Here is a 13,566-nt window from a genome sequence, read left to right on the forward strand (position 1 = left end):
TAAGACGTGGATGCCCGGGTCAAGCCCGGGCATGACGGAGTTTTCATTGCGAACTGCGTTCTTGAAGGTCAGCGCTGAAACGCGTGGCGCAGCATCTGTGCCATCTGCAGCAGGGCAGGTGTCTGCTTCACGATCCGCTTGGCATGGGCGAAGGATGACAGGCCCATGGCGCCGAGCCTGCCGCGCGTGGTGAGCGGCACGAAACTGTCGAAGATTGGCTCGTCATCCTTGCAGAACATCCGCTTGTAGTCGTCGCCGCCGATGCCGAGATCCAGCGAGGTCACGCCGCGCTCGGCATAGGCATCGATGATGGTGCGCATCAGGATCAGGCCGGGGCTGTATTTGGCATTCTCCGACATGGTGTAGGTGTTGAACATCATCGAGAAGCGGCTGTCGTCGGCGACACCGGCGAACATCGCGATCACTTCCTCGTCGCATGCGAGCGCGTGGATATCGATGGTGTAGCCGTTCGCTCGCGGCGTCGTGCAGGCCTGGCGGATGAAGGCCTCGACACCGGGCTCGGCGAAGACGTTGGGGAGGTTCTGTTCGGCCATGCGCAGCGGCTTGATGGCGAAGAAGGCGTCGAGCACACGCTTCACCTCGGCCTCCGTCTTCGCGTGCATGTAGCGATAGCCGGCAAGATTTCGGTACTTGCCTTCCTTGGTCTTGAGACGCTTGCGGAATGAATTGCTGATGCGATCTGTCGCGGCTTCGCCGGGCACCATCTTCAGCACCGGGCAATCATTGGTCGAGGCCTGGCTTGGCAAAAGCGCGAGCGGATTGTCAATGCCGATCCAGCTTTTGGGCTGACGGACCAGCGCGAGGACGTCGACCGTCTCGGTGTGCTTTTGAATCCCCCGCAGCAGCGCGTCGATATCTGCCTTTGTCGCTTGCGCCGCGAAGTCGCGCCGGAACAGCGGCATGTTGAAGGTGACGTGCTTGCCGCCGAGATAGCCGGCGACGCGCATGCCGTTTTCGCGGCTGACGGCGAGCGGCAACAGCATCAGCGGCTGATGCGCGGCGTCATAGGCGATGATGATGAAGGGCTTCAAGCCTTCCTGGATGCCGATATGGGTCTGCCAGGCCGACTGGAAGTCGAAGCGCTGATAGGGCGTGGAAAGCTGTTCGGACGTCTCAAGACTGCGCCAGACGGCTTCGGCGGTGCTGAAATCGCTGATCACATCGACGCGCGCCATGCGGCTCGCAGTTGCCATCGCCACAGGTGTTTCCATCACAGCAGCCATGGTCATCGCGAGCCTGTTTCAGATTTTGTTTAGATTTTCAGGTTTGGGGCGACCTTTGCAAAGAAATGTCAACAAACAGTAATGACAATAGCCGACTGGCGAGAGGCATGACGCCGCTTGGGGGAATCTGCGGTGTCATACAAGACCGGTTGGCTGTCGGCGCTGGGCTTCGAGCTGACTTATCTCAGCGGCATGCACCGTCTGCTGGAACGCAGCCGGGGCGGTGCCGGTATCATCCTCAAATTCGAACGCGTGCGACCGCCCCGGCAGGATGCATTCCAGCCGCTGAAAGCCCACGAGATCACACCGTGGTTTCTCGATCGCGCGATCCGCGCGCTGAAGCGCTGGCCCGTCGATATCGTCGGCATGGATGAGGCGTGTCGCCGCGCCAGCGCGCCGCGTGCGGGACGGCGCTTCGTGGCGTTGACCTTCGATGGCGGCACCCGCGACTTCGTCGATTTCGCCTATCCGCTGCTTCAGGCGCATGAGGTGTCGTTCACGCTCTATCTGCCGAGCGCCTTTGCCGACGGGCTCGGTGCCATGTGGTGGCTGGCGCTGGAGCAGGCGATTGCAACGCATGACCGCATCAGCCTGATCATCGATCACCGGCAGCGGCATTTCGAAACCGCCACGACCGCCGACAAATATCGCGCCTACTATTATCTCGATAGCTGGATGCGGACGCTGCCGCCGCACGAACTGGCCATTGCGACGGACGATCTCTGCAAACGTTATTCCGTTGATAGTGCGACCTTGTCACATCATGCTGCGATGCATTGGGACGATGTGGCCACGTTTGCGGGCAATCCGCGGGCGACCATCGGCAGCAGCACGGTCAACTATCCGGCGCTCGCCAATCTCGGCGATAGCGCGGCGTCGCGCGAGATCGCCATGGGACGGGCCGTGGCGCAGGCTGCGCTGCCCTATGAGCCACGATATTTCGCCTATCCATTCGGCGATAAAGCCTCGTTCGACAAGCGGCACGTCGCGATGGTGGCGCAGGCAGGGTTTGCCAGCGCCGTGACCTCGCTGCCCGGTGTCATCGAGGCCAATGGTGGATCGGATCTACATGCGCTGCCGCGGCTGGCCTGGGACGGCCGCCGACAATCGTTGCGTGCCTTGCGGGTGATGGTATCCGGCGTGATGCTTGGTGCGGGCGCGCAGCGCTAGCCGGCCTCGGGATCCACGGGATCGGCTTTGCCCATCCAGCTGATGATCGGCATCGCCGGCAGCACCCAGCCGAGGCCGGCGATGACATAGAAGGCTGCCTGCAGCCAGCCGTTATTGGCCAGCCAGGGGGTCTGCGCGATGGTCATGCCGAGCAGCGACCACACCACCACGAGGATTAGCAGAAAGATGGTTCCGAAGAATTTGCGGGTGCGGATGGTCATGACGGAAATGTGCGCGGTCCAAAGTCGGCCTGAGATCGGGGTAGGCAAAGTGCCCAACTTTGCAGGCCTTCGCGGGCGGACTATAAGGGGCTCGAAATTTCATTCAAGGCGCTGGGTTTGGCGCTGATTTTGTCGCTGATTTTGCGCTGTTCCCGAGACCCCTGCGATGACCGCTTCGTCCCAAACCCGCCACAAGGAATTACGCCCGGTGCGCTGGTGGCTGATTGCCGTGGCCGCGATGATCGTGGCGATGGTGCTGGTCGGCGGCGCGACGCGGCTCACCGAGTCCGGCCTGTCGATTGTCGAATGGAAGCCGGTGACCGGCGCCATTCCGCCGCTCGATGAATCGCACTGGATCGCGGCCTTCGAGGCCTACAAACAGATCCCGCAATATCGCGAACTCAATGCCGGCATGACGCTCCATGAGTTCAAGACCATCTTCTGGTGGGAGTGGAGCCATCGTCTGCTCGGCCGCGTCATCGGCATGGTGTTCCTGTTGCCGTTCCTCTGGTTCCTGTGGCGCGGTATCCTGACCTCGGAACTGAAGAAGCGGCTGTGGGTGATCTTCGGCCTCGGCGGCCTGCAGGGCGCGGTGGGCTGGTGGATGGTGGCCTCGGGCCTGACCAAGCGCGTGGAAGTCTCGCAATATCGTCTCGCGGCGCATCTGATGCTGGCACTGATCATCTTCGCCGCCATCGTCTGGACGCTGCGTCGCCTGAGCGACCGTGCGCCGGTGCTGGCGGCAAGTCGCTTGCGCGTGACGAGCTGGGTGTTGTTGGGGCTGACCTTCCTGCAGATCTATTTCGGTGCGCTGGTCGCGGGTCTGCGCGCCGGTCGCGTCTTCAACACCTGGCCGGAGATCGACGGCGCGCTGATCCCGTCTGCGTCGCGGCTGTTCTTCGAGGACCCGTGGTGGCGCAACATGTTCGACAACACGCTGACAGTTCAGTTCCAGCATCGCATGACCGCCTATGTGTTGTTCGCACTCGCGATCTGGCATGTGATCGATGCGATCCGCGCGCGGGCAGGGGCACCGGTTGTCAATGGCGCGCTGTGGCTGGCGGCATCGATCGCGGTGCAGGCTGCGCTTGGCATTCTCACGCTGCTGCATCAGGTGCCGATCGATCTGGCGCTGACCCATCAGGCGGTCGCGATCGTGGTTTTCTCGCTGGCGATCCTGCAGGTGGAGCGGATGAAGCCGCGCGGGGCGGCGTTGACGGACCGTCAGCTCGACCTTGTGGTCGGCAAGGCCGCCTAGCTGTTGCGCGTTACCGACTAGAACAATTGTAACGGAGTTGACGCAGTCGTGTGGCTGTGCGGCTTTCGCTCATGCGCAGTGCGCAATAGATACGACGCACCACCACACGGGATCGGGTCATGTCCTCCGCATTCATTCAGGCTGCCGTCATTCTACTGCGCGAGGGTCTCGAGGCCATGCTCGTGATCGCGGCGCTGGCGGGCTATCTCAGGAAATCCGGCGGCGGCGATCGCGTGACCGCGCTCTATCTGGGCGCGCTGGCGGCGATCCTCGCCAGCCTGATCGCGGCCTGGGCTTTTGCGGTGTTCAATTCCGGCGATCACAGCGATGTCTTCGAGGCCATCGTCATCCTGTTTGCGGCAGGCCTGATGCTCTATGTCAGCGGCTGGCTGATGGTGAAGCAGGATCCGCGCGGCTGGCAGGATTATCTGGCGGCGAAGGCGGATCAGGCGCTCGCGCAGGATACGGGTCTCGCCGTCGCGATGCTGGCATTTATCGCGGTGTTTCGTGAGGGCGCCGAGACGGTGCTGTTCATCAACACGCTCGCGACCACCGAAGGCGGCTGGAGCGTCGGACTGTTCGGTGGTCTGGCGGCGGCGACCGCCGGTCTGGTCGTGCTGTTCTACTTCATCAACATGATTGCCCAGCGCATCCCGCTGCGGCCGCTGTTCATCATCACCTCGGCCTTCCTGTTCGTGATGGGCATCAAGTTCATCGGCGAGGCGATTCAGGAATTACAGGAACAGACGATCATCCCGGTCACCGACGCGCCGGGCAGCGCATTGCTCACGGCAATCGGATTCAATCCGACGCTGGAGGCGCTGTCGATCCAGTTGCTGGTGGTGCTGTTCGCGCTGGCGACCTATTCGGTGTTCCAGCGTAATGCGCGCTTGATCCGCGAAGCGAAAGCGATGCGCGCCAAAGCGTGAGCGCGCATCGCAGTACGGCTTACGCGTTCAGCGCCTGTTCGAGATCCGCAATCAGGTCTTCCTTGTCCTCGATGCCGACAGACAGCCTGACAACGTCGGGCCCGGCGCCGGAGCGCGTCTTGGCGTCGTCGTCGAGCTGGCTGTGGGTGGTCGAGGCCGGGTGGATCACCAGCGAGCGGGTGTCGCCGACATTGGCGAGGTGCGAGAACAGTTTCAGGTTCGACACCAGGCTGACGCCGGCGTCGTAGCCGCCCTTCAGGCTGAAGGTGAACACGGCGCCGGCGCCCTTCGGCGCATATTTGCGGGCGAGGGTGTGATAGCGATTATCCGACAAGCCGGAATAATTCACCGCGGCGACTTTCGGATGGGCCGACAGCCATTCGGCGATCGCCTTGGCATTGTCGCTGTGCTTCTGCATGCGCAGCGGCAGCGTCTCGATGCCAGTCTGGATCAGGAAGGCGTTGAACGGCGACAACGCGGGGCCGAGATCGCGCAGGCCGAGCACGCGGCAGGCGATGGCGAAAGCGAAGTTGCCGAACGTCTCCTGCAGCTTGATGCCGTGATATTCCGGGCGCGGCTCCGACAGCACCGGATACTTGTTATCCTTCGACCAGTCGAAGGTGCCCGCGTCCACGATGATGCCGCCGAGCGAATTGCCGTGGCCGCCGAGAAACTTGGTCAGCGAATGCACCACGATGTCGGCGCCGTGGTCGATCGGCTTGATCAGGTAGGGCGTCGCCAGCGTGTTGTCGACGATCAACGGCACGCCGGCCTTGCGGGCCACGGCCGCGACTGCCTCGATGTCGGTGATCGAGCCCGCAGGATTGGCGATGGACTCGATGAAGATTGCCTTGGTCTTGGCCGTCACCGCGCGCTCGAACGACGGGATGTCATCGGGATCGGCCCACACCACGTTCCAGCCGAAGCTCTTGAAGGCGTGGCTGAACTGGTTGATCGAACCGCCATAGAGTTTGCGCGAGGCGATGAATTCGTCACCGGGCTGCAGCAGCTGCTGAAACACCACGAGCTGCGCGGCATGGCCGGACGCGACGGCGAGGGCGGCCGTGCCGCCTTCCAGCGCTGCGACGCGCTCCTCGAGGACGGCCGTGGTCGGGTTGGTGATGCGCGTATAGATATTGCCGAAGGATTGCAGGCCGAACAGTGAGGCGGCGTGATCCGCGTCGTTGAAGACGAACGAGGTGGTCTGATAGATCGGCGTCGCGCGGGCACCGGTGGTCGGGTCGGGCTGCGCGCCGGCATGGACGGCGAGGGTGCCGAAGCCTGGAATACGATCGTTCATCATCACTCCCTTTGGAATAGTCGGTTTGTTGGCGCCAACCTGATCGGGCGCGGCGCTGCCGTCAAGGCGAGGCGACATTTTGCCGTGACTTCGCAACAGTCGTGCTGCGCTGTGTCAATTCAAAGGAAATAAAATCGCGAAACGTGCGGTCAGGCGGTGTCGTTCTTGTCCTTGTTATTGAGTTGCGCGACGCGATCGGCCGCAGCGGTGCTGCCGCCGCCGACGCTGCTGCGATTCAGCGATAGCCGCATGCCCTGGGTCGGGATCGGTGCGCGCTTGGAGCTGAGCGTGCGCGAATTGACACCCATCCACTGGATCTCCGACGACAGCCGGCCATATTCGATCTTCGGGCAGCGGTTCATCACCACCTTGATGCTCGCCGCTTCAAGCTTGGCGGCGGCCTCATCGTGGCGCACGCCGAGCTGCATCCAGACCACCTTGGGCAGCGGATTGAGCGTTAGTATGATGTCGACGATCGGCATGACATGCTCGGCGCTCCGGAAGATGTCGATCATGTCGATGGGGCGACCGATCTCCTGCAGCGAGGCGACGAACGGCTTGCCCAGCAGGCTCTTGCCGACCTGGCCGGGATTGATCGGGATCATGTCGTAGCCGCGTTCGGCGAGATACTTGAACACGAAATAGCTCGGCCGCACGTTTTGCGGGGAAGCGCCGACCATCGCGACGGTTTTGACGGTGTTGAGGATCTCGCGGATATAGGCGTCGTTATAGCTGTCGTGGTTCATTTCAATTACCGGTCTTCCCACTTCGGCTCGCGCTTTGCGATGAACGCGCCGATGCCTTCCTCGGCATCGCGGGCCATCATGTTCTCGGTCATCACTTCGGCGGCGAAGCGATAGGCATCCGCGAGGCTCATCTCGGCTTGGCGGTAGAAGGCTTCCTTGCCGAGCTTCACCGTATGCGCCGACCTACGCGCAACTTGTTCTGCCAGCGCGATCGCTGCATCGCGTTCGGTGTCGGCGGGCACTACGCGGTTGATCAGCCCGATCTCGCGGGCACGTTCGGCGGAGATCAGCTCGCCGGTGAGCAGCATTTCCATCGCCTGCTTGCGCGGTACGTTGCGCGACAGCGCCACCATGGGCGTCGAACAGAACAGGCCGATATCGACGCCGGGCGTCGCGAATTTTGCGTGTTCGGAGGCGAAAGCAAGATCGCAGCTCGCCACGAGTTGGCAGCCTGCAGCAGTAGCAACGCCTTGCACGGCGGCGATCACCGGCTTCGGCAGCCGCACGATGGCCTGCATCATGGCGCTGCAGATCGTCATCATATGCGCGAAATAGGCGCGGCCGCGATCGGCATCAGTGCGGCGCGCGGTGAGTTCTTTCAGGTCGTGTCCGGCGGAGAAGACCGAGCCGCTGGCGGCGATCACCACGGCGCGCACAGTCTTGTCGCCGGCCATGTCATCGAGGGCGGCGTGCAGCTCGCCGATCAGTCCTTCGGAGAGGCTGTTGCGGGCGGCCGGACGATTCAGCGTCAACACGCCGATGCTGCCGACCGTTTCACGCAGAAGAATGGATGGCCGCGCTGTTTCCGCGCGTGCTGGTTGAACCATGACTTGAGATTCCATCGCTGGGCAGGACCGTCACCATATTGTAACAGGACGGCACAAGCGAGAGCAGGGTGGAGACATGACGACTGCGAAAATGAGCGTGGCTGAACTCGAGGCGTTTCTGAAGCGCGAGTTCCCGCAGGCCTTTGGCGCCGGCGATATCGCGATTGAAAGCGCTGATGGTACCACTTGCCTGCTGCGCCAGACCTATGGCGAACGCATGCTGCGGCCGGGCGGCACGGTATCGGGTCCGACACTGATGGCCCTGGCCGATTTTGCCATGTACGTCGTGCTGTTGTCGGCGATCGGCCCTGTGGGCCTCGCAGTGACCACCAGCCTGAACATCAATTTCCTGCGCAAGGGCCTGCCGGGGCAGGATGTGCTGGCAGCCGCCAAGCTGCTGAAGCTCGGAAAACGCCTCGCGGTGGGGGAAGTGACCCTGTTATCAGGCACTTCCGCCGATCCGATCGCCCATGTGACGTCGACCTATTCCATTCCGAACGTTGGGTAATTTGAAGGGTATTATAGAACCATAATTATAACGCCATGATTTAATAGGCGAATTCTGCCATATTTGGCATTGACGGAATCCGGTTGTCTATCTAGAAACGCCTCAGTTCGGCGGATTACCGCCGATATCCCCTTTTCATGGATATTCACAATGAAGACGTTTTCGGCAAAGCCCGCCGAGATCACGAAGAAGTGGATCGTCATCGACGCCACTGGTCTCGTGGTGGGCCGGCTGGCCACGCTGGTCGCAATGCGGCTGCGCGGCAAGCACCTCCCGACCTACACCCCGCATGTTGATTGCGGCGACCATGTCATCATCGTCAACGCGGACAAGGTGGTTTTCACCGGCCGCAAGCGTGACGACAAGGTCTACTATCACCACACCGGCTTCATCGGCGGCATCAAGGAACGTACTGCGAAGTCGATCCTCGAAGGTCGTTTCCCGGAGCGCGTTGTCGAGAAGGCTGTTGAGCGCATGATCCCGCGCGGTCCGCTCGGTCGCGTTCAGTTCGGCAATCTGCGTGTTTATGCCGGTGCAGAGCACCCGCACGAGGCCCAGCAGCCGGAAGCATTCGATGTCGGCGCTTTGAACCGCAAGAACAAGAGGGCCGCATAATGTCGGATACCATGCAGTCTCTCGATCAGCTGGCGTCGCTGAAGGTGTCCGCTCCGGATGCCCCGAAGTACGTCAAGAAGGTCGACAAGCAGGGCCGCGCCTATGCGACCGGCAAGCGTAAGGACGCTGTCGCTCGTGTCTGGATCAAGCCGGGCGCCGGCAAGGTTGTCGTCAACACCCGTGAAGTCGAAGTGTACTTCGCTCGTCCGGTGCTGCGCATGCTCATCCAGCAGCCGCTGGTCGCTGCAGCCCGCGCTGGCCAGTACGACGTGATCTGCACCGTTGCCGGTGGCGGTCTGTCGGGCCAGGCCGGTGCCGTGCGCCACGGTATCTCCAAGGCTCTCACCTGCTTCGAGCCGGATCTGCGCGGTGTCCTCAAGAAGGGCGGCTTCCTGACCCGCGACTCGCGTGTCGTCGAGCGCAAGAAGTACGGCAAGGCGAAGGCCCGCAAGTCCTTCCAGTTCTCGAAGCGCTAATTTCTGCTTCGATAAAATTTGCTGCAAATGCGGTGAATACAATTTTGAAAAGGGCGCCTTCGGGCGCCCTTTTTGCGTTCCGGGACATTCCGGATATCGACAGATTGATGCAGTTTTTCGTGAAAACTTGTGCAGGCGCGCAAACGGATTTCCAATCGGTACACTCGTATGTTCGATGATGGCGAAGAGGCCAGTCCGAATCATGATGGTCCGGAAATCTCGCAACAATTGCCGGTGCTCGAATATGTCGCTCGATTCTTCCACGCTCTATTTGGTGGCAACCCTGGTTGCGGCGATGTTGGGCGGGATGCTGCTGTTCTTCGGACGACAGGAAAAGATCGCGGCCCTCAACTGGTGGGGGCTGGCTTACCTGCTCGGCGCCGTATCGGTCGCATTGTGGACACTTGCCGCGTCGCTCCTGGGTGACGTGCTGTTTTTGGCATTCAATGCCGTGGGCTTCGTGGCCTGCGGCATGGTGTGGAACGCTGCGCGCGTGTTCCATGGCCGCAGCCCGAGCTGGGCCGGTCTGTTTCTCGGCGCCATCGCCTGGATCGCGGTCATCTTCACCCTGCCGGCTGAGGCCGCGTCGCTGCGCATGACCATCGGCGCCGGCATCGTCGCGCTTTATGCGATGTTGACGGCGCATGAATTGTGGAACGAGCGTCGCAAGGCGGTGCAGCGGCGCTGGCCGACCATCCTGGTGCCGATGCTGCATGGTTTCGTCCTGATGCTGCCGATCCTGCTCGGCGATCTGCTACATGGCGATCACAGCAATTTCGGCAACAGCATCTGGGTCACGGCCTTTGCCATCGAGCTCGTGCTCTATGCGGTCGGCACGGTGTTCCTCATCTTCATGCTGGTGTCCGAGCGCGCGGTCACGGCGCACAAGGTCGCGGCATCCTGCGATCCGCTCACCGGCCTGTTCAACCGCCGCGGCTTCTCCGAGGCTACGGCGCGGATGATCGAGCGCGAGGCGAAGGCCGGGCGCCCGGTCACAGTCATGATCTTCGACATCGATCACTTCAAGTCGATCAACGATCGCTTCGGGCATCCCGCAGGCGACGAGGTGCTGAAACTGTTCGCCACGGTCATCACGCATACGCTGCGGATCACCGACCTTTCGGGCCGCATCGGCGGCGAGGAGTTTGCGGCGATGTTGCCCTGCAGCCTGGACGAGGCGATGCAGGCGGCCGAGCGCGTGCGCGAGGCGTTTGCGACCTGCGGCATCCAGGTCGACGAGGCACCGGTCGCGACCACCGTGAGTATCGGCGTGGCCGGCGGACCGGCCGGCACTGAACTCGACGTCCTGCTGGCTGCCGCGGACACCGCGCTCTACCAGGCCAAGCGCAGCGGACGTAACCGCGTGCAGGCCGCGGAAGAAGAACCGCTGTCGCTGGAGCACGGGCGCCGCGCTGCGGCAATCGGGCAAGCGGCAAAGCCAAGCGTCGTGCGGGCTGCGGTCACGATGACGGCAAGCGGCGCGCGATAAAGGATCCGTTTACCATTCGATCCCTATGGTCATCGCATGATGACCTCGCCTGACTCGACTTCCAATACTGCTTTGATGTCGCTCGAAGCGGCTGCCGCTTCGGCCCGTGCGGGCTTTGCCTGCATGTTTTCGAGCTCCGACGAATACGAGACCGCGCTGATCACCGAACGTCGTGCGCAGGGGCGCTACGGCGCGCAGCACAGCAAGCTGCCGGTCATCGCTTTTCATCGGCTGCTGCGTCATGGTCGTCGGCACGGTTCTGCTGTTCGTCTGATCACTTTTCGGCGGCTCCTTCACCGAACCCCGACTTTGCGGTAAAGACACCGACCGTAAAACAAAGGGTCGGGAAACCATGATCACTGAAATCGCACAGATCGACGTCAAGCCGGGCACCGAGAAGGATTTCGAGGCGGCCGTCGCCAAGGCGAAGCCGCTGTTCCTCCGCGCCAAGGGCGGCAAGGGCTTCGAGCTGCATAAGTCGGTGGAAATGCCGTCGCGCTACCGTCTCGTCGCCAAGTGGGAAACCCTCGAAAACCACACCGTCGATTTCCGCGGCTCGCCCGATTTCGCCGAATGGCGCGCGCTGGTGGGCCCGTATTTCGAAACGCCGCCTTATGTCGAGCACACCGAGACTGTGCTGACGACGTAGGGATAACCCAAACTCAGTCCCTCATGGTGAGGAGGCGCTTCTTCAGCGCCGTCTCGAACCATGAGCTGACTTGGCTCGAAGCCTGTGGCCATCCTTCGAGACGCGCGCCTTCGGCGCGCTCCTCAGGATGAGGGATCAGGTTAAGCCGCCATCGCCTTATCCTGCGCGGAGGCTTCGTCCTCTTCGCGCATGAAGTCGATGACGACTTTCACGATCGCCAGCACCGGCAGCGCCAGTGCGAGGCCCCAGACGCCGAACACCACGCCGAGCAGGATCTGGAACGCGAACAGCGTGGCAGGCGGAATGTCCAGTGCCTGCCGCTGCAGGATCGGCGTCAGGATGTAGCTCTCCAGCGCATGCACGCCCATGAACAGCGCAAAGGCTGACGCGGCGGCGACCCAGCCCGAGGCGAGGCTGGCGAGCACGACGATCAACCCGCCGAGCAGGGCGCCGACGGTGGGAATGAAGGCGAGCAGGCCGGCCTGAACGCCGAGAATGAAGGCGCTGGGAATCCCGATCAGCTTCAGCCCGATCCAGGTAATGGCGCCGACCACCACCATGGTGAGCATCTGCGCGATCAGCCAGCGCTGCAGCGTGTCGCTGATGCGATCGACGATGACCGTCATCGGCCCGCGATGTTTTCGCGGCGTCAGGTGCAAGAGCCCTTTGCGGTAGACGCTGGGCTGTGCGGCAAACGACAATCCCAAGAACAGCACGATGAAGAAGTTGCCGACCGCGCCGACGGTACCGAGCAGGATTTTCAGTGTCTGGCTGACAATGGCGCCACCTGATGATGCGATGGTGCCGGCGCTCGGCAGGCCGCTGCTCGACTTCGGCGTTGAGGTGGCGGGCGATGTGCCGGGCTCGGCTGGCGGATCCGACGTGATGCTGTTGAAATCGAAATAGCTGGTGTCGACGCCGTGCTGCTCGAGATAGGTCTTTACGTTGACGACCTGTGACTTGAGGGTGCCGGACAGCGTCTTGGCCTGATTGGCGATGGTTGATCCGCCGAGATACATCACGCCCACCAGCATCGCGGCGAGCACGATGCAGATCATGACGAGCCGCATGGGATGCGGGCCGCCCATGAAGCGCCCGAATAATTCAGTCAGCGCATTGAGTGCTACGCCGAGCAGGATGCCTGCGAAGATCAGGAATAGCGTTCCCGAGAAGTACCAGGCGAAGCCTATGAGGATCGCAAAGGACACCGTGGCGATGCCGCCCGCCGTGATTGCCCAGGCAAGGTCACTACGCGTCTGGACATTGGCTTCTGCGGGCACGGTGGATCCTTCGCATTGATTGGACTTTCACTGTTCCGTCAATTGCATCGGGGATCAAGACATATCGCCGCTTTGACGTCTCCGTCGCGATCGTGCATGGCCGATGGGGGAGGCCAATAATAATGAACATGCTGAAATGGGTCGGTCCGCTCGGACTGCTCGCTGCCCTGGTGATCGGCGATCAGATCAGGATCAACCGGCCCGCGCACAAATATCGGCTGACCATGGAGGTCGAGACGCCGGACGGCGTGAAGTCGGCCTCGAATGTCGTCTCCGTGCATCCCTATCGGGGCTACCAACCTGCCGGCAAGGTGACGTCACGGGGCGATGCCGTGGTCGTCGATCTCGGCGGCGGCAGGAATCTCGCCGCGCTGATGCTGCACGACGACAAGGGCAGCGCGGATTTCGACGGCGCCAATTTCGTGGCGATGCGCGCCTATCAGGCGGCGGGGCGCAAGATCGCCTTTCGCGATGTCAGCAGCCAGACCGGCGCCGTTCCGGTGACCGGCGAATTGATGCCGGTGCTGGCTAGTTTCACAGACCCCCGGGATGCATCGACGGCGCGGCGGCTGCAGCCGGATGATCTGTCGCCTCTCGGCGCTGGCACGCGGCTGCGCGGCATCACGGTCGAGGCGGTGCCGAATGGTCTGTGGCCGATCGATTTCGGCGGGAGTCTCGGCGAACCCGTCACGCGCGGTGTCACCACGATGCTGCCGTGGGCCGCCAGCGAAGGCGAAGCAGCCAGGGCGCTTGCGGCGATAGGCTTCCCGAACGCGCCTGAACCGGCTATGGCGCTGGCCCGCAAATAGCCGCCAGGAGAAGCGCAACGAAAAAGGCGCCCCGTTGCCGGAGCG

15 protein-coding genes and 1 pseudogene are annotated in these 13,566 nt (G+C 62.5%); 10 read left to right on the forward strand and 6 right to left on the reverse strand.

Annotation, left to right across the window (positions count from 1 at the left end; genetic code table 11):
* Positions 1-68: 68 nt before the first annotated feature.
* On the reverse strand, positions 69-1,250 hold the full coding sequence (locus AB8A50_RS04450) for a GNAT family N-acetyltransferase (RefSeq protein WP_439077012.1): 1,182 nt from the start codon (positions 1,248-1,250) through the stop codon (positions 69-71).
* A gap of 126 nt (positions 1,251-1,376) precedes the next feature.
* On the opposite strand from AB8A50_RS04450, the gene AB8A50_RS04455 reads away from it, so the two are divergent.
* The gene (locus AB8A50_RS04455) at positions 1,377-2,414 is read left to right on the forward strand and encodes a polysaccharide deacetylase family protein (RefSeq protein WP_439077013.1); all 1,038 of its coding nucleotides are present in this window, start codon (positions 1,377-1,379) and stop codon (positions 2,412-2,414) included.
* Here the strand turns inward: AB8A50_RS04455 and AB8A50_RS04460 are convergent.
* Positions 2,411-2,635: a DUF2842 domain-containing protein gene (locus AB8A50_RS04460; protein WP_089264591.1), complete on the reverse strand. Its 225-nt coding sequence runs from the start codon at positions 2,633-2,635 to the stop codon at positions 2,411-2,413. The genes AB8A50_RS04455 and AB8A50_RS04460 overlap by 4 nt on opposite strands.
* Before the next feature lie 166 nt (positions 2,636-2,801).
* On the opposite strand from AB8A50_RS04460, the gene AB8A50_RS04465 reads away from it, so the two are divergent.
* Entirely contained in the window at positions 2,802-3,893 is a 1,092-nt protein-coding gene (locus AB8A50_RS04465) for a COX15/CtaA family protein (RefSeq protein ID WP_439077014.1), read from the forward strand.
* A 119-nt stretch (positions 3,894-4,012) separates the two neighbouring features.
* Entirely contained in the window at positions 4,013-4,822 is an 810-nt protein-coding gene (locus tag AB8A50_RS04470; protein WP_439077015.1) for an FTR1 family iron permease, read from the forward strand.
* Between the two features lie 19 nt (positions 4,823-4,841).
* Here AB8A50_RS04470 and AB8A50_RS04475 read toward each other — a convergent pair whose 3' ends face one another.
* From AB8A50_RS04475 to AB8A50_RS04485, 3 genes are all read right to left on the reverse strand, one after another.
* Positions 4,842-6,122, reverse strand: coding sequence for an O-acetylhomoserine aminocarboxypropyltransferase (locus tag AB8A50_RS04475; RefSeq protein WP_092144492.1), 1,281 nt, complete (start codon positions 6,120-6,122; stop codon positions 4,842-4,844).
* Positions 6,123-6,271: 149 nt separating this feature from the next.
* On the reverse strand, positions 6,272-6,868 hold the full coding sequence (locus AB8A50_RS04480) for a CoA-binding protein (RefSeq protein WP_439077016.1): 597 nt from the start codon (positions 6,866-6,868) through the stop codon (positions 6,272-6,274).
* 5 nt (positions 6,869-6,873) lie between these two features.
* Positions 6,874-7,695: an enoyl-CoA hydratase gene (locus AB8A50_RS04485; RefSeq protein WP_439077017.1), complete on the reverse strand. Its 822-nt coding sequence runs from the start codon at positions 7,693-7,695 to the stop codon at positions 6,874-6,876.
* A gap of 76 nt (positions 7,696-7,771) precedes the next feature.
* Between AB8A50_RS04485 and AB8A50_RS04490 the strand changes: the two genes are divergently transcribed.
* From AB8A50_RS04490 to AB8A50_RS04515, 6 genes and pseudogenes are all read left to right on the forward strand, one after another.
* Positions 7,772-8,203, forward strand: a complete 432-nt coding sequence (locus AB8A50_RS04490) for a PaaI family thioesterase (protein ID WP_093758792.1) — start codon at positions 7,772-7,774, stop codon at positions 8,201-8,203.
* Between the two features lie 150 nt (positions 8,204-8,353).
* Positions 8,354-8,818, forward strand: a complete 465-nt coding sequence (gene rplM, locus AB8A50_RS04495) for a 50S ribosomal protein L13 (protein WP_089264586.1) — start codon at positions 8,354-8,356, stop codon at positions 8,816-8,818.
* Positions 8,818-9,294, forward strand: a complete 477-nt coding sequence (rpsI, locus tag AB8A50_RS04500) for a 30S ribosomal protein S9 (RefSeq protein ID WP_089264585.1) — start codon at positions 8,818-8,820, stop codon at positions 9,292-9,294. The genes rplM and rpsI overlap by 1 nt, the downstream gene beginning before the upstream one ends.
* A 244-nt stretch (positions 9,295-9,538) precedes the next feature.
* Entirely contained in the window at positions 9,539-10,783 is a 1,245-nt protein-coding gene (locus AB8A50_RS04505; protein WP_439077018.1) for a diguanylate cyclase, read from the forward strand.
* Between the two features lie 36 nt (positions 10,784-10,819).
* Positions 10,820-11,057 (forward strand): annotated as a pseudogene (locus tag AB8A50_RS04510) (hypothetical protein).
* A 78-nt stretch (positions 11,058-11,135) separates the two neighbouring features.
* Complete coding sequence (locus AB8A50_RS04515; RefSeq protein ID WP_092142187.1) at positions 11,136-11,432, forward strand: antibiotic biosynthesis monooxygenase family protein; 297 nt, start codon at positions 11,136-11,138, stop codon at positions 11,430-11,432.
* A gap of 140 nt (positions 11,433-11,572) precedes the next feature.
* Here AB8A50_RS04515 and AB8A50_RS04520 read toward each other — a convergent pair whose 3' ends face one another.
* Positions 11,573-12,712, reverse strand: coding sequence for an AI-2E family transporter (locus tag AB8A50_RS04520; protein ID WP_439077019.1), 1,140 nt, complete (start codon positions 12,710-12,712; stop codon positions 11,573-11,575).
* 122 nt (positions 12,713-12,834) lie between these two features.
* Here AB8A50_RS04520 and AB8A50_RS04525 point away from each other — a divergent pair, with 122 nt between their 5' ends.
* A complete protein-coding gene (locus AB8A50_RS04525; RefSeq protein ID WP_439077020.1) occupies positions 12,835-13,521 on the forward strand; it encodes a hypothetical protein in 687 nt (228 codons plus the stop codon).
* Positions 13,522-13,566 lie beyond the last annotated feature (45 nt).

Source organism: Tardiphaga sp. 841_E9_N1_2, assembly GCF_051811065.1.
Lineage (GTDB): Bacteria > Pseudomonadota > Alphaproteobacteria > Rhizobiales > Xanthobacteraceae > Tardiphaga > Tardiphaga robiniae.

Bases quoted from the DNA above. Each gene is read 5' to 3' on its own strand.
- AB8A50_RS04450 (WP_439077012.1), bottom strand. From the start codon at position 1,250: ATGACCATGGCTGCTGTGATGGAAACACCTGTGGCGATGGCAACTGCG.
- AB8A50_RS04460 (WP_089264591.1), bottom strand. From the start codon at position 2,635: ATGACCATCCGCACCCGCAAATTCTTCGGAACCATCTTTCTGCTAATC.
- AB8A50_RS04465 (WP_439077014.1), top strand. From the start codon at position 2,802: ATGACCGCTTCGTCCCAAACCCGCCACAAGGAATTACGCCCGGTGCGC.
- AB8A50_RS04470 (WP_439077015.1), top strand. From the start codon at position 4,013: ATGTCCTCCGCATTCATTCAGGCTGCCGTCATTCTACTGCGCGAGGGT.
- AB8A50_RS04475 (WP_092144492.1), bottom strand. From the start codon at position 6,122: ATGAACGATCGTATTCCAGGCTTCGGCACCCTCGCCGTCCATGCCGGC.
- AB8A50_RS04480 (WP_439077016.1), bottom strand. From the start codon at position 6,868: ATGAACCACGACAGCTATAACGACGCCTATATCCGCGAGATCCTCAAC.
- AB8A50_RS04485 (WP_439077017.1), bottom strand. From the start codon at position 7,695: ATGGTTCAACCAGCACGCGCGGAAACAGCGCGGCCATCCATTCTTCTG.
- AB8A50_RS04490 (WP_093758792.1), top strand. From the start codon at position 7,772: ATGACGACTGCGAAAATGAGCGTGGCTGAACTCGAGGCGTTTCTGAAG.
- rplM (WP_089264586.1), top strand. From the start codon at position 8,354: ATGAAGACGTTTTCGGCAAAGCCCGCCGAGATCACGAAGAAGTGGATC.
- rpsI (WP_089264585.1), top strand. From the start codon at position 8,818: ATGTCGGATACCATGCAGTCTCTCGATCAGCTGGCGTCGCTGAAGGTG.
- AB8A50_RS04505 (WP_439077018.1), top strand. From the start codon at position 9,539: ATGTCGCTCGATTCTTCCACGCTCTATTTGGTGGCAACCCTGGTTGCG.
- AB8A50_RS04515 (WP_092142187.1), top strand. From the start codon at position 11,136: ATGATCACTGAAATCGCACAGATCGACGTCAAGCCGGGCACCGAGAAG.
- AB8A50_RS04525 (WP_439077020.1), top strand. From the start codon at position 12,835: ATGAACATGCTGAAATGGGTCGGTCCGCTCGGACTGCTCGCTGCCCTG.